The organism is Pseudomonas sp. W4I3 (assembly GCF_030816195.1).
In the GTDB taxonomy this organism is placed as follows: domain Bacteria; phylum Pseudomonadota; class Gammaproteobacteria; order Pseudomonadales; family Pseudomonadaceae; genus Aquipseudomonas.
The window spans coordinates 2,897,664-2,919,303 of sequence record NZ_JAUSXS010000001.1; the positions used below are offsets into that span (position 1 = coordinate 2,897,664).

Here is a 21,640-nt window from a genome sequence, read left to right on the forward strand (position 1 = left end):
CGAGCAAGCTCGCTCCTACAAAAAAACACAAAACAACAACAAGGAGTCACCCGCATGAATCGTCGTCCTGGTTTGCGTTCCCTGTGCTGCGCCGCTGTGGCGGTCTCGGCCATGAGCTTGAGCGGCCTGCTGCTGGCCGCTGAAGAAGTGAAGATCGGCTTTCTGGTCAAACAGGCCGAAGAACCCTGGTTCCAGACCGAGTGGGCCTTTGCTGAAAAAGCCGGCAAAGAGCACGGTTTTACCGTGATCAAGATCGCCGTGCCGGACGGTGAGAAGACCCTCTCGGCCATCGACAGCCTGGCCGCCAACGGCGCCAAGGGCTTTGTGATCTGCCCGCCGGACGTATCGCTGGGCCCTGCGATTGTCGCCAAGGCCAAGGTCAATGGCCTGAAAGTGATCGCTGTGGACGACCGTTTCGTCGATGCCAAGGGCAACTTCATGGAGGACGTGCCGTACCTGGGCATGGCTGCCTTCGAAGTGGGCCAGAAGCAGGGCGCCGCCATGGCAGCCGAAGCGAAAAAACGCGGCTGGGACTGGAAGGACACCTATGCGGTGATCAACACCTTCAATGAATTGGACACCGGCAAGAAACGCACCGACGGCTCGATCAAATCCTTGAAAGAAGCCGGCATTCCCAAAGACCATATCCTCACCGCCGCGCTTAAAACCCTCGACGTTCCGGGCAGCATGGACGCCACCAACTCGGCCCTGGTCAAACTGCCCAGCGGCGCGAAAAACCTGATCATCGGCGGCATGAACGACAACACCGTGCTGGGCGGCGTACGCGCCACTGAAAGCGCCGGGTTTCGCGGCCGCCAACGTGATCGGCATCGGCATCAATGGCACCGACGCCATCGGCGAATTGAAGAAAGCCAACAGTGGTTTCTTCGGCTCGATGCTGCCTAGCCCGCACATCGAGGGCTACAACACCGCGCTGATGATGTACGAGTGGGTGACCAAGGGCACCGAACCGCCCAAGTACACCGCCATGGACGAAGTGACCTTGATCACTCGTGCCAACTTTCAGGAAGAGTTGACCAAGATCGGGCTGTGGAAATGACCGCTGCGGCCCTTCGTTTTGACGCAATCGGCAAAACCTTCCCTGGGGTCAAGGCGCTGGATGGCATCAGCTTCACCGCCCACCCCGGGCAAGTGCATGCGTTGATGGGCGAGAACGGTGCGGGTAAATCGACGCTGCTGAAGATCCTCGGCGGCGCCTATATTCCCAGCACCGGCTCGGTGCAGATCGGCGAGCAGGTCATGGCCTTCAAATGCGCCGCCGACAGCATCGCCAGCGGCGTTGCGGTGATTCACCAGGAGCTGCATCTGGTGCCGGAAATGACCGTTGCCGAGAACCTGTTCCTGGGGCATCTGCCGTCGCGCTTTGGCGTGGTCAACCGCGGCGTGCTGCGCCAGCAAGCTTTGGCGTGTCTCAAGGGCCTGGCCGATGAAATCGACCCTGAAGAAAAGCTTGGTCGCTTGTCCCTGGGCCAGCGCCAATTGGTGGAAATCGCCAAGGCGCTGTCCCGTGGCGCCCATGTGATCGCCTTCGATGAGCCGACCAGCAGTTTGTCGGCCCGCGAAATCGACCGTTTGATGGCGATCATCACGCGCCTGCGCGACGAGGGCAAAGTGGTGCTCTACGTGTCGCACCGCATGGAGGAGGTGTTCCGTATCTGCAATGCGGTGACGGTGTTCAAGGACGGCCGCTTCGTGCGCACCTTCGATGACATGAGCGCGCTGAGCCATGACCAGTTGGTGACCTGCATGGTCGGTCGCGATATCCAGGACATCTACGACTACCGCCCGCGCGAGCACGGCGAAGTCGCGTTGAAGGTCGATGGCCTGCTCGGAACCGGTTTGCGCGAGCCGATCAGCTTCCAGGTGCGCAAAGGCGAAATTCTCGGTCTGTTCGGGCTGGTGGGGGCAGGGCGTACCGAGCTGTTGCGCCTGCTCAGCGGCCTGGAACGCGCCAGTGCGGGCAGCCTGGAACTGTGCGGCGAGCCTCTGCAGTTGCGCACGCCACGTGATGCGATTGCCGCCGGCGTGCTGTTGTGCCCCGAGGACCGCAAGAAGGAGGGCATCATTCCGCTGTCCAGCGTCGCCGAAAACATCAACATCAGTGCCCGTGGCGCGCATTCCGCGTTCGGCTGGCTATTGCGCGATGGCTGGGAAAAAGGCAACGCCGATCGCCAGATCAAGGCGATGAAGGTCAAGACCCCGAACGCGGCGCAGAAGATCATGTACTTGTCCGGTGGCAACCAGCAAAAGGCCATTCTTGGCCGCTGGCTGTCGATGCCGATGAAGGTGCTGCTGCTGGACGAACCGACCCGTGGCATCGATATCGGCGCCAAGGCCGAGATCTACCAGATCATCCATAACCTCGCGGCGCAAGGCATCGCGGTGATCGTGGTGTCCAGTGACCTGATGGAAGTCATGGGCATTTCCGACCGCATCCTGGTGCTGTGCGAAGGCGCCATGCGCGGTGAACAACTGCGCGTACACGCGACTGAATCCAACCTGCTGCAGCTGGCCTTGCCGCGCGGCGTGGCGAACTGAGAGACGACCATGACCATTCAAAACAACGCGTTGCCTTCGGCACGCAAACCCCTCGATATGCGCGCGTTGCTCGACAACTGGGCGATGCTGCTGGCGGCGGTGGGCATCTTTGTCCTGTGCGCCTTGCTGGTCGATAACTTCCTCTCGCCGCTGAACATGCGCGGGCTGGGCCTGGCGATTTCCACCGTGGGCATTGCGGCGTGCACCATGCTGTTCTGCCTGGCGTCCGGGCACTTCGACTTGTCGGTGGGTTCGGTGATTGCCTGCGCCGGTGTGGTGGCAGCGATCGTGATGCGCGATACCGACAGCGTGATGCTGGGCATCGGCGCGGCGCTGTTGATGGGCCTGATGGTGGGGCTGATCAACGGCATCGTGATTGCCAAGCTGCGGGTCAACGCATTGATCACCACCCTGGCGACCATGCAGATCGTGCGTGGCCTGGCCTATATCTTTGCCGACGGCAAAGCGGTGGGCGTGTCCCAGGATCAGTTCTTCGTGTTCGGCAATGGCCAGCTGTTCGGCGTGCCGGTGCCGATCCTGATCACCATCGTGTGCTTCCTGTTCTTCGGCTGGTTGCTCAACTACACCACCTACGGGCGCAACACCATGGCCATCGGCGGCAACCCGGAAGCAGCGTTGCTGGCGGGGGTCAATGTCGATCGCACCAAGATCCTGATCTTCGCCGTGCACGGCTTGATCGGCGCGTTGGCCGGGGTGATTCTTGCCTCGCGCATGACCTCCGGCCAACCGATGATCGGCCAGGGTTTCGAACTGACGGTGATCTCGGCCTGTGTGCTGGGTGGGGTGTCGTTGAGTGGCGGGATTGGCATGATCCGGCATGTGATTGCCGGCGTGTTGATCCTGGCGATCATCGAGAATGCGATGAACCTGAAGAACATCGATACCTTCTACCAATACGTGATTCGCGGCTCGATCCTGCTCTTGGCCGTGGTCATCGACCGCATGAAACAACGCTGAACCCAAGTCATCTGGAGATCAAATGTGGGAGGGGGCTTGCCCCCGATGAGGGAGTGTCAGTACATGCATCTGTAACTGACACACCGCTATCGGGAGCAAGCCCCCTCCCACAGTTTTAATCGGCAGTGAATTTGAAGACGGTGTTCTGGGTGTAGGTCTGCCCAGGGTTCAAGCGGGTCGAGGCAAAGGTGGGCTGGTTAGGCGCATCCGGAAAATGCTGGGTCTCCAGGGTGAACCCGCTCCAGTGCTGGTAAGTCTTGCCGCCCCTTGCCCTTCACCGAACCGTCCAGGAAGTTACTGGTGTAGAACTGCACGCCCGGTTCGCTGGTGTAGAGCTGCAAACGCCGGCCCGACTCGGGGTCATGCACGTCGGCTGCAAGCTGCTTCACATCGCCCTTGGTGTCCAGCGCCCAGTTGAAGTCGAACCCGCCCTGTTTCGGCTCGGCAAACTTGAGTTGCGGATGGTCGGCCTTGATGTGCTGACCGATGGCGGTAGGCTTGAGGAAGTCCATCGGCGTGCCCTTGACCGGCGCCAGTTCGCCGGTGGGGATCAAGGTGGCGTTTACCGGTGTGTAGTGGCTGGCATGCAAGGTGGCGACCTGCTTGAGAATGTCGCCGTTACCCGCGCCGGCCAGGTTGAAGTAGCTGTGGTTGGTGAGGTTGAGCACCGTCGGCTTGTCGGTGGTGGCGGTGTAGTCGATGTGCAGTTCGTTCTTGTCGTTGAGGCGGTACGTGACCTCGGTTTTCAGGTTGCCGGGAAAGCCCATTTCACCGTCCTTGGACAGGTAGGTGAGGGTGACCCCGACCGAGTCCTTGTCCTTGACCGGCTTGGCCTGCCACACCTGCTTGTCGAAGCCCTGGGCGCCGCCATGCAGCGAGTTGGGGCCGTCGTTGAGCGGTACCTGGTAGCGCTTGCCATCGAGTTCGAAGGCGCCGCCGGCCAGGCGATTGCCGAAGCGGCCGATGGTCGCGCCAAAGAACGCGGTACCGGCTTGATAGCCTTGCACGTCGTCAAAGCCCAACACCACGTCGTCGACCTTGCCGTGCTTGTCCGGCACCTTCAGCGACTGCAACACACCGCCGTAAGTGATCACCGTGGCTTGCATGCCATGGCTGTTGCGCAACACGTACTGTTCGACGGCGGTGCCGTCATTGGTTTTGCCGAACGGTTTCTGCTCGCTGGTCAGGCCGGCGGCCTGGGCGCCGCCACTGGCGATCAACATGGACAGCGCCAGGCCGGACAGCAGGTATCGAGGGTGCTTCATGGTCGAACTTCCTTTTGTTGTTTTTGGATTGAATAGTTCTACTAATGTGCGATATTTCGTCACTGAGACAGCGAATTTATAGCCTTTAACGCCGATTTCGTAAAATAAAATAAGACTAATTGATCGAGGCATCACGTTATGAGTACTGAGCAAGCCCTGTATCCCGACCTCAAGGGCAAGACCGTATTGATCTCCGGCGGGGCTTCCGGGATTGGCGAGTTCATGGTGCGGGCGTTCGCGGCCCAGGGTGCCAAGGTGGCGTTCGTGGACCGCGCGCAAAGCCAGGGTGAACGCCTGGCCGCGTTGTTGAACTCCAAGGGCCAGACCGTTGAGTTCGAATGCTGCGATATCACCGACGAAATCGGCTACCGCGCCGCCATCGGCCGCTTCGAGCATTCCCTCGGCCCCATCACGGTGCTGGTGAACAACGCCGCCAACGATGTGCGCCATACCTTGGATGAAATCGACTCGGAAATGTTCGATCGGTTGATTGCAGTCAACCTCAAGCACGCATTTTTTGCCGCCAAGGCGGTGGTGCCGATGATGAAACAGGCCGGTGGCGGCTCGATCATCAACCTGGGCTCCGTCGGCTGGATGATGGCCTCCGCCGGCTACCCGGTGTACGCCGCCAGCAAGGCCGCCGCCCACGGCATGACCCGCGGCCTGGCACGGGAGCTGGGGCCGCACCACATCCGCGTCAACACGCTGGTGCCGGGTTGGGTGATGACGGAGAAACAGCTGGCCATGTGGGTGGACGACGCGGCCCGCGAGCTGATCGCCCGCAGCCAGTGCCTGCCGGGCAGCGTGATGCCTGAGCACATCGCCAACATGGCGCTGTTCCTGGCTTCGGATGCCTCGGCGATGTGCTCGGCGCAGAACTTCATCGTCGATGGCGGTTGGGTGTAGCGCCTCTACTTCTCGGTTTATGCGGTGCCGGGGCTATCTGAATTCGAGCCAGTCGGTAAGATGGGCCACGAATGCGTTGATCCCCAGCACCTCAGGAGCAGTGAGCATGTCCGATTCATCCAGCTATGTCCCACCCAAGGTCTGGACCTGGGACGCCGAAAGCGGCGGCACCTTCGCCAGCATCAACCGGCCCATCGCCGGCGCTACCCACGACAAGGCGCTGCCGGTCGGCAAGCACCCCTTGCAGCTGTATTCCCTTGCCACGCCCAATGGGCAGAAGGTCACCATCCTGCTTGAAGAACTGCTGGCGCTCGGGCACTCCGGGGCCGAATACGATGCCTGGCTGATCAAGATCGGCGACGGCGACCAGTTCGGCAGCGGCTTCGTGGCGGTGAACCCGAACTCGAAGATTCCGGCGTTGATGGACCACAGCGGCGCGGCGCCGATTCGCGTGTTCGAATCGGGCGCGATCCTGCAGTACCTGGCCGAAAAATTCGGCGCGTTTTTACCCACCGAACCTGCCGCCCGTGCCGAATGCCTGTCCTGGCTGTTCTGGCAGATGGGCAGCGCGCCTTACCTGGGTGGCGGCTTTGGGCATTTCTACGCGTATGCGCCGAGCAAGATGGAATATCCGATCAATCGCTTTGCCATGGAAACCAAGCGCCAGCTGGATGTGCTGGACAAGCGCCTGGCGGTGAGCGAATACATTGCCGGTGATGAGTACACCATTGCCGATATCGCCATCTGGCCGTGGTACGGCGGGTTGGTGAAAGGGCGGTTGTATGGCGCGGCCGAGTTTCTGTCAGTGCATGAATACAAGCACGTCGTGCGCTGGGCGGATGCCATCGATGCGCGGCCGGCGGTGCAGCGTGGGCGGCGGGTGAATCGCGTTTCGGGCGACGATCAGTTGCCCGAACGCCATAGTGCCAGCGATCTGGACTGAAAGTGTGGGAGGGGGCTTGCTCCCGATGGCGGAGTGTCAGTCACTGTAGTTGTTGACTGACCCACTGCCATCGGGAGCAAGCCCCCTCCCACATTTGGATCTTCTTGGCTTCGATTTATTTGTAGCGCTGTTCGAACACTGCCACCTGCTCAGGCTTGATCAGCTCGAAGGGCACCCACACCTGCGCTTCAATCGGCTCGCCTTTGATCATCCGCACCGCTGCCTGTAGCGCTTGAGTCGCCTGGGCTTTCGGGTCCTGGAACACCGATGCTGTGAGCGCGCCGCGCCGGATCGCCGCCAAGCCGTCGGGCAGGCCATCAATGCCGACAATCGCCACTTCGCCCTTGGTCTTGCCGGCTTGCTGCAGGGCCATGGCCGCACCAATCGCCATTTCATCGTTGTTGGCCACAATCGCATCGAACTGCGTGCCCGCCAGCAGCCAGTTGCTGGTCAGGTCCATGGCCTTGCTGCGTTGCCATTCGGCACTTTGTTGCTCAACGATCTTGATCCCGGGAAAGTCCTTGAGCACCTGTTTGGCACCCTCAGTGCGGTCATGGGTGGCGTTTTGCGCCAGGTCACCCATGATGATCGCCACGTTGCCCTTGCCACCGAGTTTTTCCGCGAGGTAGCGCATCTGCAATTGTCCGGCTTCGATATCGTTGGACGCCACGGTCACCACCCCCTTGGGCAGCGTGGGTTGATCGGGATGGCGGTTGACGTACACCAATGGCTTGTTGGCGGCCACGGCGGCGCGCGTCATGTTGGCCGTGGCGGCGGTGTCCACCGGCAGCACGATGACCGCGTCGACGTTCTGGTTGAGAAACCCTTCGACCTGATTGAGCTGGCGCACCACGTCACCCTGGGCGTCTTCGAACTGGATCTGCACGTCCTGTTGCTTGGCGGCCGCTTCAAGGCCGGTGCGCACGTAGGTCATGAAGTTATCGTCGACCCGCGCAATGCTCACGCCGATGCGGTACGCGGCGAAGGTCCATTGGCTGAACAGCAGCAACAGGGTGGCAACCATCAATGAGTAGCGATGCATGGGGTATTCCTCTTGTTGTTATAGGGTGAATGCCTGGCGAAAACGCTCCAGGGCCGCTTCGCTGTCGCCGCTGGCCCAGCCTTCCAGACCGACCACGCCGCTGTAGCCGATGGCATGCAGTGCGCGGGCGATCGCCGGGTAATGGATTTCGCCAGTGCCGGGCTCCTGGCGCCCGGGCACGTCTGCCACCTGGATTTCACCGATGGCACTGCCGGCGCGCTGGATCAGTTCAATCAGGTTCCCTTCGCCAATCTGCGCGTGGTAAAGGTCCAGGTTCATCTTCACGTGCGGGCTGCCCACCGCTTCGATCAGCGCCAGGGTTTCGTCGGCACGGGCGAAGGGCGTGCCGGGGTGGTCGACGTCGGTGTTGAGGTTTTCCAGCAGGAACACGCGGCCGGCGTCTTCGCCCAGGCGCGCAATTTTTTCCAGCGTCTTGCAGGCGCTCAGCCACATGCGCCCGGTGGTGCGGCTGACGGGTTGCACCGGCAGGCCGCCATCACCCAGGCCGGTGCCGTGCAGGTTGAGGCTGGGGCAGTTCAGGCGCGCGGCGACGCCCAGTGATTCCTGTGCGCTGTGAAGCAGTTGGCGGATGCCTTCGGGGTCGGTGAGCGTGCCGCTGATGTAGCCGGTCATGGAGGTGAAGTCCGCGCCGGTTGCAGCCAGGGCGCTGATGTCCTTGTCTGTCCAGTTCCAGATTTCCGCGCTGAAGCCGAGTGCATGAATGCGTTTGACCCGTTCGACGAACGGCAGGTCGAGGAACACCATCTCGGCACAGATCGCCAGCTTGAACGGGATCATAGGCTCACCGCCGTGCCTTGCTCGTAGGCCTGGATGCACGCGCGGGCAATCGCCAGGGCGGCCCGTGCATCTTCGCCGCTGGCCAGGGGCTTGGCGCCGCTGCGCAGGCAGTCGACAAAGTGGTTGAGCTCGGCGATGTAGGCATCGCGCAGCAGGTCGGTGTCCAGGCGCTGAGTGTCTGCCTGAATGCCTTGGGCCTGGTAGCGCACCAGGTCGGATGCCTGCACGCCGCCCATGGTCAGCATGCCGGCGCTGCCGAACACTTCACCGCGCACGTCATAGCCATACACCGCCTGGAAGTTGGCCTCGGCGGTGGCTATCGCACCGTTATCGAAGCGGAGGGTGACCACGGCAGTGTCGAGAAAGCCTTTGCTTTTGTAATCCGGGGCGATCAGGGCGTCGGCCATGACCTGCACCTGCACCGCCTCGGCACCGGGGTTGAGGTAGCGCAGGGTGTCGAAGTCGTGGATCAGGGTTTCCAGGAAAATCACCCACTGCGGTGACGCGCCGGGGTTGTTCAGCGCCGGGTCGCGGGTGAGCGAGCGCAGCAGCTGCGGGGTGCCGATGCGACCTGCGACGACGTCGAGGTGAGCGGTGCGAAAGCTCTTGGCGAAACGCCGGTTGAAACCGACCTGCAAGGGCACGCGAGCATCGGCGGCGGCGGCGATGGCGCGGTCGGCTTCATCCAGGGTGATGGCCATGGGTTTCTCGCAAAAGATGCCCTTGCCGGCACGGGCGGCGCTGATCACCAGCTCGGCATGGCTGCGGGCGGGGGCGGCGATGAGTACGCCGTCGATATCCGGGTCGTCGAGCAGTTGTTGGGGGTCGGTATAGACCTTGTCCACACCCAGTTCCGCCGCGAGGCGGGCGGCCTGCCCTGGGGTGGGGTCGGCTATCGCGGCAAGGCAAGCGCCTGGAATGTGGCGGGCGGCGGTCAGGCCGTGGAAGCTGCCCATGCGACCGGCACCGATCAAGCCCAGGCGGATATGTTTAGTGCTCATGTATGACCCCTTCTTATTGTTGGCCTCAGGACGGTCCTGATGGATAAGGGGACGAGAGCAAGGGCTGTGCCAATAGTTAAGTTGCTGATATTTAAAGATATTTAACGGCGCCATAAATAAATAGTGTCTATTTAAAAGACATGTCTATGCTGACATGTCGAAAACATGAACATGGATACCGCTTATGAGCCCGGCGATCAGTGCGCAAGACCTCGATTACCTGACCGCGCTGGGCCCGGCCGCGCTCAATGACGGCCCCGTCGCAGCGCTGGAACAGGCGTGGCAGGCCTGCCTGGGTGGGCAGGTCCGGCGCCCGCCGCAGGTTCGTCAGATGATCTGGGATTCCTGGCGGCGCAGCGTCGCGGCCGGCATCGGTCCGGCGGACAGCGCTTACCGCTTTGTCGCCGCCGACGCACTGGCGGCCACGCTGGCCAACCACCGGGTGCTGATTGCCGCTGCCGCGCAAGTCATGCATGGATTGCTGGCGTACAACCCGCGCGGGCATATCAACCTCACCGACGCCGACGGCACGACCTTGTATTTCTGCGGACTGGACATCACGCCGGTGGGCAGTCGCCTGCTTGAATCGGTCCAAGGCACCAACTGCACCGGCCTGGCGCTGGCTCAGGACCATCTGGTGTATGTGCTGGCCGAAGAAAATTTCGCCGTCGGCCTGCGTCAACGCCGCATGCATTGCGCCGCCGCGCCGATCAAGAACGCCCAGGGCCAGACCTTGGCCATGCTGACGCTCACGGCCGAGCCCGGCTGGTTTCACTTCCATACCCTGGGCACCGTCCAGGCGGCGGCGGAAGCCGTGTCCCGGCAGATGGCGTTGCAGGCGTTGCTGCAAGAGCAGCAAACCGTACTCGAAGTGCTGAACGAAGGCTTGGTGGTGCTGGATGAGCGCGGCTGCATCAAGGCCATCAATCGCTACGCACGGCAACTGTTCAATGTGGGGCTTGATGTGCTCGGCAGTCCCTTGCAGCGCCTTGGTCGCAGTGAGCTGAGCGAGGCGATGCTGCAGGGTGGTGAGAGTGTGCGCGACCTCGATTGCACCTTTCGACTGCCCGACCGTAGCCAGCTGGCCTGCCTGGTCTCGGTGTGCCCGCTGGAGCAGGGCGGGGTGATTGTGTCGGTGCGCGAAAACCGCCGCATCCGCGAAATCACCCGGCGTATCGTCGGCACCCAGGCCCGCTACACCTTTGAAACCATCCAGGGCACGTCGCGCGCGATCCAGGATGCACTGCACCTGGGGCGCATCGCCAGCCGCAGTGACTCCACCACGCTGATCCTCGGCGAAAGCGGCACGGGCAAGGAGTTATTTGCGCAGGCGATTCATAACGGCAGCGAACGTTGCAATGGCCCCTTCGTGGCGGTGAACTGCGGCGCGATTCCACGGGACCTGGTGCAAAGCGAATTGTTCGGGCATATCGAAGGCGCCTTCACCGGCTCGGCGCGCGGCGGTTCGGCGGGCAAGTTTGAACTGGCCGACGGCGGCACGATTTTTCTCGATGAAATCGGCGACATGGCCTTCGATGCTCAGGTCAGCCTGCTGCGCGTCTTGCAGGAAGGCGAAGTGACCCGCGTCGGCGCCAAGCACTCGCGGCCGGTGGATGTGCGCATCATTGCAGCGACCCACCGCAATCTCAGCCAGGCGGTGGCCGAGGGCGCGTTTCGCGAGGACCTTTACTACCGCCTCAATGTGCTGAACATCACGGTGCCACCCTTGCGCATGCGGCGCGAGGATATCCCCTTGCTGGCGCGCTATTTCCTGCAGCGCTGCGCGCGCTCGTTGCGTAAACCGCTGCAAGGTTTCGCGCCGGATGCGTTGGCATTGCTCTCCGCGCATGGCTGGCCGGGCAATGTGCGTGAGCTGGAAAACGCTATCGAGCGCGCGACCAACCTGGCGATGGGCGAGTGGATCCAGCCGGGGGATTTGCCGCTGGACGCCAGGCCGCGCATTACAGCCAGCCCACATGCGTCGCAACCGACGCAGGAGCTGAGCAGCCACGAAATGCACGCCATCGTCACGGCCCTGACGGCTACCGGCGGCAATATCCGCCTGGCCGCGCAACAGCTGAAAGTCTCGCGGGGCGGGTTGTACAACAAGATGAGCCGGTTTGGCCTGAACGCGGCTGATTTCCGCAGGCCCTGAAAGGCCAACCAACCCAAATCCGAAGAACGCCGACCGTCCCCTGTGGGAGCTGTCGAGCTTTAGCGAGGCTGCGATAGCGGTGGGTCAGGCAACACAAGTGCCAGCAGTACCGCCGCCTTCGTAGCCTCGCCGGGGCTCGACAACTCCCACATTTGATTTGCGTTGGCTGTGAGTGCGGTGCCCGGCTTGCGAACCCAAATCCAACCAACACCGACAATCCCCTGTGGGAGCTGTCGAGCTTTAGCGAGGCTGCGATAGCGGTGGGTCAGGCGACACAAATGCCAGCAGTACCGCCGCCTTCGTAGCCTCGCCGGGGCTCGACAACTCCCACATTTGATCTGCGTTGGCTGTGAGTGCGGTGCCCGGCTTTCGAGCCAAAATCCAAGCAACACCGACAATCCCCTGTGGGAGCTGTCGAGCTTTAGCGAGGCTGCGATAGCGGTGGGTCAGGCAACACAAGTGCCAGCAATACCGCCGCCTTCGTAGCCTCGCCGGGGCTCGACAACTCCCACATTTGATCTGCGTTGGCTGTGAATGCGGTGTCCGGCTTGCGAACCCAAATCCAAGCAACACCGACAATCCTCTGTGGGAGCTGTCGAGCTTTAGCGAGGCTGCGATAGCGGTGGGTCAGGCAACACAAGTGCCAGCAATACCGCCGCCTTCGTAGCCTCGCCGGGGCTCGACAACTCCCACATTTGATCTGCGTTGGCCGTGAGTGCGGTGTCCGGCTTTCGAGCCAAAATCCAAGCAACACCGACAATCCCCTGTGGGAGCTGTCGAGCTTTAGCGAGGCTGCGATAGCGGTGGGTCAGGCGACACAAATGCCAGCATTACCGCCGCTTTCGTAGCCTCGCCGGGGCTCGACAACTCTCACATTTGATCTGCGTTGGCCGTGAGTGCGGTGCCTGGCTTGTGAACCCAAATCCAACCAACCCCGACAATCCCCTGTGGGAGCTGTCGAGCTTTAGCGAGGCTGCGATGGCGGTGGGTCAGGCAACACAAATGCCAGCAGTACCGCCGCCTCCGTAGCCTCGCTCGGGCTCGACAACTTCCACATTCGGTCTGTGTTGGCTGTGAGTGCGGTGCCTGGCTTGTGAACCCAAATCCAACCAACCCCGACAATCCCCTGTGGGAGCTGTCGAGCTTTAGCGAGGCTGCGATGGCGGTGGGTCAGGCAACACAAATGCCAGCAGTACCGCCGCCTTCGTAGCCTCGCTAAAGCTCGTCAACTCCTACCTTCGATCCCCTCAGGTGCCCATATTTTCCGAAGTCACGATCTGCGGCGGGATATGCACCCGGTGTCGCGCAGGTTCGAAGGTCTCTTCAGTCTGCAACTGCACCAGCAGCTCGATCAGGGCCACGGCCGTCTGGCGCGGCTGGGAATCCATCACCACGTCGATCAATCCCTGGCTCAACGCCTGGCGCGACAGGTCGGTGGACTCCTGCAAAATGGCGCACAACGCCGGGCGCTTGGGCAGTTGCGCCAGGGCGTTGATCACGCCGTCACCGCCACCGCCCACCACACAGAGCCCGCGCAGGTCGGTGTGGCGGCTGAGCAGGTCGAGGGTGGCTTCTTCGGTGATGTCGCAGTTGTCCAGGTTGATCAGCGGTTCCAACGGCTTGAGCCCCGGTGCGTGTTCGGCCAGGTAGCTGTGCAAACCTTCGACCCGCGCCTGGTGGCCGAGAAAGCGATGCCCGCCCAGCAGAATGCCCACGCTGCCTTTGCGCGCACCGCACGTGCGCGCCAACAGCCAACCCATGGTGCGGCCGACGACCTGGTTATCCTGGCCCACATAAGGTTCGGCGGCCTGTTCGTGAATATCCGAGAGCAGCGCCACCACCGGCACCCCGGCCTGGCGGATGTGCGCCAGGCAGGCATTGATCAACGGATGGGCGAAGCTGACCACCGCCAGGGCGTCGCACTGCACGGCCAGTTGCTCGATCTGCGCGACGATGGCGCTGGGTGTGCGGTCGACGATGTACTCGAACTGGCAGCTCAGGTTGGCGCTGGCGTGATGCTGCGCCGCCGTGCTGATCGACTGGGCCAGGTTGGCGTAGAACGCCTGGGCGGTGCCCAGCAGGAGAATGCCGAAACGGTAGGTCGGACGCCGTTCGCGGATGCGCTGGCCGATCAGCCGCGCGGCGAAATAACCGACTGCCTCGGCGGCCTGGAACACGTGTTCGGCGGTGTCCGGGTTGACCGGCGCGCGGGCGTTCAACACGCGGTCGACGGTGGCCACGCTGAGGCCCGCCTGGGCGGCGACGGTGGCGATGGTCGGGCGTTTACTGGTGTTCATGGCAAGCCCCTTGAGCGTCTTGATAGAAAACTATCAAGCCCCGCTGGGCCTGGATGATAGCTTGATAGGGAATGGATTCAAGGCCTTGAGGCTGATTTAGCCGCACTCTATCGTTGGTCTCGCAAAGCCCCTGTAACCCCCACGCTTGCGGAGAACAATAACAATGCCTGAACACACCGCTCACCGCGCCCGGCGCGATTACAGCCTGACCGGCCCCGAAGCCGCCCGCGCCGCCGAAAAAGGCCTGGTCTCGGCCCGTTGGTACCAGTCGCCGATCCCGCGCAAACGCATGAAGGAACTGATGCAGCGCCGTGACGGCCCGGCGCTGCTGGACACGGCGATCTGGTTCACGGCGTTGTTCGTCACCGGCTTTGGCGGCTACTGGTTCTGGGGTTCCTGGGCCTGTGTGCCGTTCTTCCTGGCCTATGGCGTGCTCTACGGCACCGCCTCCAACCCGCGCTGGCACGAAACCGGCCATGGCACGGCGTTCAAGACCCGCTGGATGAATGACGCGCTGTACCCGGTGGCGTGTTTCATGTGCCTGTTCGAACCCCATGTATGGCGCTGGAGCCATGCCCGGCATCACACCGATACCATCGTCGTCGGCCGTGACCCGGAGATCGTCGAGCCGCGTCCGCCAAGCTTCTGGATGATGTTCCTGAGCCTGTTCAACCTGCCCCTGGCCTGGAAGACCTTCAGTGGCGTGGCCCGCCATGCCATCGGCCGGATGAGCGCCCAGGAGCAGGACTTCATTCCCGAATCCGAATGGCCCAAGGTGTTTCGCGCTGCACGTATCTGGGTGGGCATCTATGCGTTGGTCATCGGCACTGCCTTGTACCTGCACAGCTGGTTGCCGCTGATGCTGGTGGGGCTGCCGAGCGTGTATGGCGCCTGGCTGGGCTACCTGTTCGGCCTTACCCAGCACGTGGGCCTGGCCGAAGATGTGCTCGACCACCGCAGCAACTGCCGCACCATTTACATGAACCGCGTGCTGCGCTTTATCTACATGGACATGAACTACCACCTCGAACACCACATGTACCCGATGGTGCCGTACCACGCGCTCGAACAGCTGCACGAAGAAATCCGCGGCGACTGCCCGCCGCCGTACGCCAACCTGTTCGAGGCCTACAAGGAAATCCTGCCAACCCTGTGGAAACAGCGCAGCGACCCGTCCTATTTCGTCCAGCGCCCCACCCAGAGTGGCGAGCGAGCTTGCTCGCACTGGGCTGCGCAGCAGCCCCAATAACCTCACGCAGTCTTTTCAGATAACCCTCAATCGCGACCCTGGGGCCGCTTCGCAGCTCAGCGCGAGCAAGCTCGCTCGCCACAAGGGACGTTATTCACCTGGAGAAAAGTCATGAACGATCAATGGATCGACGTCTGCGCCGTGGGCGAAATAGACGAAGAAGACGTGCTGCGCTTCGACCACGGCGCCCACACCTATGCGGTGTTCCGCTCAGCCGACAATGAGTTTTTCGCCACTGCGGGCCTGTGCACCCACGAGAAGATCCACCTGGCCGACGGCCTGGTCATGGACCATGTGATCGAATGCCCCAAGCACAACGGGCGCTTCGATTACCGCTCCGGCAAGGCCCTGGGCGCGCCGGTCTGCGTCAACCTGAAAACCTACCCGGTACGGGTCGAAGCGGGGCGAGTGCTGCTCGCTGTCACGGCTTGATGATGAGCGCGCCCCTGATTATCGTCGGCGCCGGCCATGCCGGTGGCCGCGCGGCGTTGACCCTGCGCGAAGAGGGTTACGACGGTCGACTGATCCTGATCGGCGACGAACCACACGTCCCCTACGAACGACCGCCGCTGTCCAAGGCCCTGTTGCAAGGCAGCCTGGACCTGGCCGGGTGCAGCCTGTGCGACAGCGCGCGGCTGGCCGAGCTGGGCATCGAGCATATCGCCGGCAATGCGGTCAGCCGGCTGGTGCCGCAGCACCAGCAGCTGCAGCTGGCCGACGGCCGCTGGCTGGACTATGCCGGTGTGGTATTGGCCACTGGCGGTCGGGCGCGGCGTTTGCCGCAGGCCCAGGCCAACGTGCTGTACCTGCGCACTCACGACGAAGCATTGGCCCTGCGCGCAACGTTGCGCGCCGGCACCCGGCTGGTGGTGGTCGGCGGTGGGTTTATCGGCCTGGAAGTGGCGGCGACCGCGCGTGGCCTGGGCTGCGTGGTAACGGTGCTGGAAGCCGGGCCGCGCCTGGCGGGCAGGGTACTGCCGCCGATCATCAGCGAAGCATTGCTGAAGGTGCACCGCGAGCAGGGCGTGGATGTGCGCTTGAACGTCGCCGTCGAGTGCATCCATGCCGATTCCGTGCAACTGGTGGATGGGCAAACGCTGCCCTGTGATTTAGTGGTGGTCGGCATCGGCATGCAGCCGAACGTCGAACTGGCCGCCGCGGCCGGGCTGGAAGTCGGGCAGGGCATTCGCGTTGATGAGTACCTGCGCACCAGTGCGGCGAATATCTACGCGGCGGGGGATGTCTGCGAGTTCCGGCTGGGCGGCGTCTATCAGCGTCAGGAAACCTGGCGCAACGCCGAGGCTCAGGGGCGACATGCCGCGTTGAACCTGCTGGGTCGAGCATTGCCTTTCGACGCTGTACCGGGTTTCTGGTCCGACCAGTATGACTGGGGCTTGCAGACGGTGGGTGTGATGACGCCGAGGATGCTCAGCCGCGCCTTGCCCCAGGGCGGCGTGCTGCTGTTCTACCTCGATGCCGACGGTTATTTGCAAGGCGCCTGCGGTTGGGCGCCGGGCAACAGCGTGGCCAAGGACATCAAGCTGTGCGAACGCCTGATACTCGCACGTGTTGCGTTGTCGACGGCTGACTTGGCGGATCCGGCGGTCTCCCTTAAACACTGGCTGCGAGGCTGACATGCGCCAATTACTGGTATTCCAATCCTTGTGGGCCATGCAAACCGAACCGGGTCCGCTCGAAGCGCAACTGGATCGCATCGTCGCCGCCGGTTTCGATGGCGTCACCGATCACTACTGGAAGGCCGCCGAGGTCGCTCGCCTGCACACGGCCACCGCCGAGCGTGGCTTGCAGATCGAAGGCCAACTGTTTCCGCAGTCGGTGGATGACCTGGCGCGGGCCCTGGACGTGATCAGCCGCTACGGCTGCCATCACCTCACCCTGCAAGCCGACGTGCGGCCGCGTAGCCAGACCGAGGCGGCCCGCATGGTCGAAGGCTGGCAACGCCTGGCCGAGCAGGTAGAGTTCCCGATCCTGCTGGAAACCCACCGTTATCGCCTGACCAGTGACCTGCTGTTTACCCTCGACCTGCTGGCGCAGATGCCCGACCTGAAACTGCTGGCGGACCTGTCCCATTACGTGGTCGGACGCGAATTGCCCGAGCCCGGCGCCGCTGAGGATGACGAGCAGATACGCACGATTCTGCGCCACAGCTGGGGGTTTCATGGCCGTGTGGCGAGCAGCGAGCAGGTGCAGGTGTCGCTGGATTTCGTGCAACATCAAGCCTGGGTAGAGCGTTTTATCGGTTGGTGGCGCTACGGGATCGAGGACTGGCTGGCCCGTCCCGACACCCCGCAAAGCCTGCCCTTCACCTGCGAACTCGGCCCGCCGCCTTATGCGATCACCGACGCGGATGGCCGAGAACTCAGTGACCGCTGGGCGCAGGCGCTGACAATGAAGCGCCTGGTTCGCAGCCTGTGGCAGCAGTGCTTAAGCGATCAGGACAGCAACCCGGTGCTGACCGCCACAATCAAAAACACGCCCAATACCGCGCGGTAGATCACGAACGGCCAGGTGGAGAAGCGTTCCAGAAACTTCATCAGGCCCCAGATCGCGAAGAACGCCGAGATGCTCGCCACCACCAGGCCGAAGATCAAGTGTGGCCAGGCATGGGCGGGCATGTCGGCGTGCAGCAACACCCACAGTTCTTTCATGCCGGCGAGGGCGATGGCGGGCAGGCCCAGCAGAAATGAAAACCGCGCCGCTTCTTCGCGCTTGAAGTTGAGGAACAGCGCGGCGGTCAAGGTCGAGCCCGAACGCGACACCCCGGGAATCAACGCGCCAATCTGCGCGATGCCCACGATCAGCGCATCACGCAAACGCATTTGGCTCACCTCGCGGGTGTGGCGTGCGCGCAGCTCAGCCGCTGCCAGCAACACCGCCATCACCACGCAGGCGATACCGATCACCATCAAGCCGCGCAGGGGCGAGTTGCAGGTATTCAAGGTCGAAGACAGCGCCAGGCCGGCAATGCAGATCGGAATAGTCGCCAGCACGATCGCCACCGCCAGCTTGAACCAGCGGTCGTTGTAGTCACCCCGGCGCACGGCACTGATGCTGCCGGTGGTCACTTGATGCACGTCGCGCCAGAAGTAGCTCACCACCGCTGCCAGCGCCGCCAATTGCATCGCCGCCGAAAACGCCGAGCCCGGATCCTGCCAGCCGAGCAGGGCAGGGACCACGCGCATGTGGGCGGTGGACGAAACCGGCAGCAGCTCGGTGATGCCCTGGATCACGCCCAGGATAAAAATCTGCAGGTAATCCAGGGAGGCGAAACCCACATCCAGGCCGGCGGAGCAGACGTTAGTCAAGATAGATGTCCTTGCAAAAAGAGAGAGCCGGCGAAGTTTATTCTAAATGTTTCAGAATTTCGGGCAGGGCTGCGGCTATCTGCAATCGGTTCAGCCAATAGAAAGGTTGGACGATGTATTGGCCTGGCCAGTGGATTTGTGAACAATGGCGCCCTGCGTTTTTTCACCGAGAGCCCCATGCCTGAAACCACCGTCGAATTGATCCAGACCGGCCCTGAACACGCCGAGCTGATCCGCAATCTCTACCAGTACTACGCCTATGAATCCTCCGACTGGGAACAGGAAGACGTCGAGGCCGATGGCCGTTTCTATATCCACGACGGACACCTGACCCGTTACTGGCAAGACCCGCAGTGGAGCGCCAACCTGTTATTGGTGGACGGCTATATCGCCGGTTTCCTGCTGATCGAAGGCAGCGAACTGCCCGGCATCGATGCCTTGGAACTGGCCGACCTGTTCATCCTCAAGCGCTACCGCCGCAAAGGCATCGGCCGCGCCATCGCCACCCAGGTGCTGTGCAGCGCAGAGGCCAATTGGCTGGTGCGTTTCTATGATCAGGACGAAGTGTCCCAGGCGTTCTGGCGCACGGTGCTGGATAACCTGCCGCGCCCGGTGCAGATGCTGGAACTCGAGGATGAGCCGAGCTTGGTCAGCTACCTGGTGACCCACGCTTCACTGCATTGACCGGCTGGCCTGAGGCGGACTGAACAACACCTGCTGCATCGCCTGTGGCGGTTGCCCGAACGCCCGCAGAAACGCCTGGCGCATGCGCTCGCGATCACCAAAGCCGGTTTCGCGGGCCACCACTTCGACCGGGTGGCGACTGGTTTCCATCATCGCGCGTGCGGCTTCCACGCGCAGGGCCTCGATGGCCTTGGCGGGCGTCTGCCCGGTTTCTTCGCGAAACACCCGGCTGAACTGACGCGGGCTGAGGCGGGCGACGTCGGCCAGGGCTTCCACCGACAGGTCGTGGGTGAGATTTTCACGGGCGTAGGCCAGGGCCAGTTGTACGCGGTCGGACTTGGGGTCCAGTTCCAGCAAGGCCGACAGTTGCGATTGCTCGCTGCCGCGCCGTTGTGCGATCACCAGCTTGCGTGCAATGCGCCGGGCCAGGTCGCTGCCCAGGTCGTTCTCCACCATGGCCAGCGCCAGGTCGACCCCGGCGCTCATGCCGGCGCCGGTCCACACCTGGCCGTCGACCACGAATAACTTGTCTTCCTCCAGATGGATATGCGGGTAGCGTTTGCGAAACGCCGGCGCGTGGATCCAGTGGGTGGTGGTGCGTTTACCTTCCAGCAAGCCGGCTTCGGCCAGCACGAAAATGCCCATGCACAGCGAGGCCACGCGGCGCGATTGCGCGGAGGCGGCCTTGACCATCTCCAGCAGATTGGCTTCCGGCAGGCGAAACTCCAGGTAGCCGCTGACGATCAGCGTGTCATAACCCTGCGGCCGAATCGGCGAGGTGTTCACCGAAAAGCCCTGGGACGTCATCACCGCGCCGCCGCTTTCCGACACCAGGTGAAACTCATAGGCCGGCTCGCCCCGCAACAGGTTGGCGCACTCGAACACCGAACCCAGGCTGAGGCTCAACGACTGGAAGTTCGGGTACACCATCAGCGCAACGCTGTGCATTGTCATTCTCCAAGGGGCGCGGGAGGGTGGATTGTCGGCGCGTGCCCGGTAAACGGCAACTGCCTTTGGCCGATGGCCGGAATCCTTGCGCATCTGACATTGTGAGCCAGCGAGCGCGGCCCTAACATTCCTCCAACGAACTAGACGACTGGTCTAATCGTCAGGAGGCCAAGCATGAACAGCCAAATCAGAAGTGCACGACAGACCATCCTTGAAAGCGCGCAAGCGATTGTGGGCGCCAAGGGATTTTCCGCGGTGGGCTTGAACGAAATACTTCAAGCCGCCGCCGTGCCGAAGGGTTCGTTCTATCACTACTTCGCTTCCAAGGACGCTTTCGGTGTGGTGCTGCTCGATACCTACTTCGATAACTACGTACATGGCATGGAGCAATTGTTCAGCCAGGCGGATGTGTCCTGCTACACCAAGCTGATGCGCTACTGGCAGGCCTGGATCGACAACCACACCGGCTGCACCGATACCGGCAAATGCCTTGCCGTCAAACTCGGCGCCGAGGTGTCAGACCTTTCAGAGCCGATGCGCCTGGCATTGCAGCGCGGTACGTCACGCACCATCGATTTGCTTGCCACGGCCCTGCGCCAGGGTGTGCAAGAGGGTTCGCTGAGTATCGAGCAAGACCCGCAAAGCCTGGCCCGACGCCTGTATGCGTTGTGGCTGGGGACCAGCGTCATGGGCAAGATCAACCGTACCACCGCGCCGTTCGACGAGGCGCTGGGGCTGACCCGGCAGTTGCTGGGCCAGCCTGAATATCCCGCTAATCACAACGATCGAGGCACTGGAAAATGAAAGTATTAATGGTACTGACCTCTCACGACCAGCTTGGCGATACCGGCCGCAAGACCGGCTTCTGGCTCGAAGAGTTTGCCGCTCCCTATTACGCGTTCAAGGACGCCGGCGCCGATATCGTGCTGGCATCGCCGGCCGGTGGCCAGCCGCCGCTGGATCCGGTCAGCGATCAGCCAAACTTCCAGACCGAACAGACCCGGCGCTTCGCCGCTGACCCGGCCGCGCAGCAGGCCCTGGCGACCACGGTGAAACTGGAGTCGGTCAACGCCGCCGACTTCGACACCGTGTTCTACCCAGGGGGCCACGGCCCGCTGTGGGACCTGGCCGAGTCGCCGGTGTCCATCGCGCTGATCGAATCGTTCGAGCGCGCCGGCAAGCCTATCGGGTTTGTCTGCCACGCACCGGGCGCCCTGCGTCACGTCAAGGCGGTCAACGGCGCGCCACTGATCAAGGGCCGTCGCGTCACCGGGTTCTCCAACTCGGAAGAAGCCGCGGTGGAATTGACCGAGGTGGTGCCCTTCCTGATTGAAGATGAATTCAAGAAACTGGGCGGCACGTACGAGAAGGGCGCCGACTGGCAGTCTTTCGTGATTGTCGATGGCTTGCTGGTGACGGGGCAGAACCCTGGCAGTTCCAGCGACGTAGCCAAGGCCCTGCTCAAACTCACCGCTTAACTTAAACAACC

The 21,640-nt window shown here is 62.6% G+C and carries 18 protein-coding genes and 2 pseudogenes; 13 read left to right on the top strand and 7 right to left on the bottom strand.

What is annotated here, in order from left to right; genetic code table 11:
- Positions 1 to 54 precede the first annotated feature (54 nt).
- The 3 genes and pseudogenes from QF045_RS13445 (at position 55) to araH (ending at position 3,537) form a co-directional block, all read left to right on the top strand.
- Positions 55 to 1,060: pseudogene (locus QF045_RS13445) on the top strand (substrate-binding domain-containing protein).
- Positions 1,057 to 2,559 carry an L-arabinose ABC transporter ATP-binding protein AraG gene (araG, locus tag QF045_RS13450; protein ID WP_306492613.1) on the top strand — a complete coding sequence of 501 codons (1,503 nt, stop codon included), beginning with the start codon at positions 1,057 to 1,059 and terminating at the stop codon, positions 2,557 to 2,559. The pseudogene QF045_RS13445 and the gene araG overlap by 4 nt, the downstream one beginning before the upstream one ends.
- 9 nt (positions 2,560 to 2,568) lie before the next feature.
- Positions 2,569 to 3,537, top strand: coding sequence for an L-arabinose ABC transporter permease AraH (gene araH / locus QF045_RS13455; protein WP_306492614.1), 969 nt, complete (start codon positions 2,569 to 2,571; stop codon positions 3,535 to 3,537).
- Between the two features lie 115 nt (positions 3,538 to 3,652).
- On the opposite strand, the pseudogene QF045_RS13460 reads toward araH, so the two are convergent.
- Positions 3,653 to 4,802 (bottom strand): annotated as a pseudogene (locus tag QF045_RS13460) (aldose epimerase family protein).
- A gap of 138 nt (positions 4,803 to 4,940) precedes the next feature.
- Here QF045_RS13460 and QF045_RS13465 point away from each other — a divergent pair.
- Together QF045_RS13465 and yghU are read left to right on the top strand one after the other, a co-directional pair.
- Positions 4,941 to 5,708: an SDR family NAD(P)-dependent oxidoreductase gene (locus tag QF045_RS13465; protein WP_124386181.1), complete on the top strand. Its 768-nt coding sequence runs from the start codon at positions 4,941 to 4,943 to the stop codon at positions 5,706 to 5,708.
- Between the two features lie 106 nt (positions 5,709 to 5,814).
- Positions 5,815 to 6,651 (top strand): glutathione-dependent disulfide-bond oxidoreductase, encoded by an 837-nt coding sequence (yghU, locus tag QF045_RS13470; RefSeq protein ID WP_306492615.1) that lies wholly within the window; start codon positions 5,815 to 5,817, stop codon positions 6,649 to 6,651.
- A 115-nt stretch (positions 6,652 to 6,766) separates the two neighbouring features.
- Here the strand turns inward: yghU and QF045_RS13475 are convergent, their stop codons facing one another.
- Genes QF045_RS13475 through QF045_RS13485 form a run of 3 tightly spaced genes read right to left on the bottom strand, consistent with a single transcriptional unit; the run spans position 6,767 to position 9,492 of the window.
- A complete protein-coding gene (locus QF045_RS13475) occupies positions 6,767 to 7,693 on the bottom strand; it encodes a sugar ABC transporter substrate-binding protein (protein ID WP_306492616.1) in 927 nt (308 codons plus the stop codon).
- 18 nt (positions 7,694 to 7,711) lie between these two features.
- Entirely contained in the window at positions 7,712 to 8,491 is a 780-nt protein-coding gene (locus QF045_RS13480; RefSeq protein ID WP_306492617.1) for a TIM barrel protein, read from the bottom strand.
- Positions 8,488 to 9,492 (bottom strand): Gfo/Idh/MocA family oxidoreductase, encoded by a 1,005-nt coding sequence (locus QF045_RS13485; RefSeq protein ID WP_306492618.1) that lies wholly within the window; start codon positions 9,490 to 9,492, stop codon positions 8,488 to 8,490. Before QF045_RS13485 ends, QF045_RS13480 begins: the two co-directional genes overlap by 4 nt.
- 184 nt (positions 9,493 to 9,676) lie before the next feature.
- Between QF045_RS13485 and QF045_RS13490 the strand changes: the two genes are divergently transcribed.
- A complete protein-coding gene (locus QF045_RS13490; protein WP_306492619.1) occupies positions 9,677 to 11,647 on the top strand; it encodes a sigma-54-dependent Fis family transcriptional regulator in 1,971 nt (656 codons plus the stop codon).
- Between the two features lie 1,247 nt (positions 11,648 to 12,894).
- On the opposite strand, the gene QF045_RS13495 is transcribed toward QF045_RS13490, so the two are convergent.
- Positions 12,895 to 13,944: a LacI family DNA-binding transcriptional regulator gene (locus tag QF045_RS13495; protein WP_306492620.1), complete on the bottom strand. Its 1,050-nt coding sequence runs from the start codon at positions 13,942 to 13,944 to the stop codon at positions 12,895 to 12,897.
- A gap of 163 nt (positions 13,945 to 14,107) precedes the next feature.
- On the opposite strand from QF045_RS13495, the gene QF045_RS13500 reads away from it, so the two are divergent.
- The 4 genes from QF045_RS13500 (at position 14,108) to QF045_RS13515 (ending at position 17,707) form a co-directional block, all read left to right on the top strand.
- Positions 14,108 to 15,193, top strand: a complete 1,086-nt coding sequence (locus tag QF045_RS13500; protein ID WP_306492621.1) for a fatty acid desaturase family protein — start codon at positions 14,108 to 14,110, stop codon at positions 15,191 to 15,193.
- A 111-nt stretch (positions 15,194 to 15,304) separates the two neighbouring features.
- Entirely contained in the window at positions 15,305 to 15,625 is a 321-nt protein-coding gene (locus QF045_RS13505; RefSeq protein ID WP_053128781.1) for a MocE family 2Fe-2S type ferredoxin, read from the top strand.
- Positions 15,626 to 15,627: 2 nt separating this feature from the next.
- Positions 15,628 to 16,827: an NAD(P)/FAD-dependent oxidoreductase gene (locus tag QF045_RS13510; protein WP_306492622.1), complete on the top strand. Its 1,200-nt coding sequence runs from the start codon at positions 15,628 to 15,630 to the stop codon at positions 16,825 to 16,827.
- Position 16,828: 1 nt separating this feature from the next.
- Entirely contained in the window at positions 16,829 to 17,707 is an 879-nt protein-coding gene (locus tag QF045_RS13515) for a sugar phosphate isomerase/epimerase (RefSeq protein WP_306492623.1), read from the top strand.
- On the opposite strand, the gene QF045_RS13520 is transcribed toward QF045_RS13515, so the two are convergent.
- A complete protein-coding gene (locus QF045_RS13520) occupies positions 17,647 to 18,519 on the bottom strand; it encodes an undecaprenyl-diphosphate phosphatase (RefSeq protein ID WP_306492624.1) in 873 nt (290 codons plus the stop codon). The genes QF045_RS13515 and QF045_RS13520 overlap by 61 nt on opposite strands.
- Before the next feature lie 177 nt (positions 18,520 to 18,696).
- On the opposite strand from QF045_RS13520, the gene QF045_RS13525 reads away from it, so the two are divergent.
- A complete protein-coding gene (locus QF045_RS13525; protein ID WP_306492625.1) occupies positions 18,697 to 19,203 on the top strand; it encodes a GNAT family N-acetyltransferase in 507 nt (168 codons plus the stop codon).
- Here QF045_RS13525 and QF045_RS13530 read toward each other — a convergent pair.
- Positions 19,192 to 20,151 (bottom strand): GlxA family transcriptional regulator, encoded by a 960-nt coding sequence (locus QF045_RS13530; protein ID WP_306492626.1) that lies wholly within the window; start codon positions 20,149 to 20,151, stop codon positions 19,192 to 19,194. The genes QF045_RS13525 and QF045_RS13530 overlap by 12 nt on opposite strands.
- Before the next feature lie 174 nt (positions 20,152 to 20,325).
- Between QF045_RS13530 and QF045_RS13535 the strand changes: the two genes are divergently transcribed.
- Complete coding sequence (locus QF045_RS13535; protein WP_306492627.1) at positions 20,326 to 20,955, top strand: TetR/AcrR family transcriptional regulator; 630 nt, start codon at positions 20,326 to 20,328, stop codon at positions 20,953 to 20,955.
- Entirely contained in the window at positions 20,952 to 21,629 is a 678-nt protein-coding gene (locus QF045_RS13540; RefSeq protein ID WP_306492628.1) for a type 1 glutamine amidotransferase domain-containing protein, read from the top strand. The genes QF045_RS13535 and QF045_RS13540 overlap by 4 nt, the downstream gene beginning before the upstream one ends.
- Positions 21,630 to 21,640: the final 11 nt, after the last annotated feature.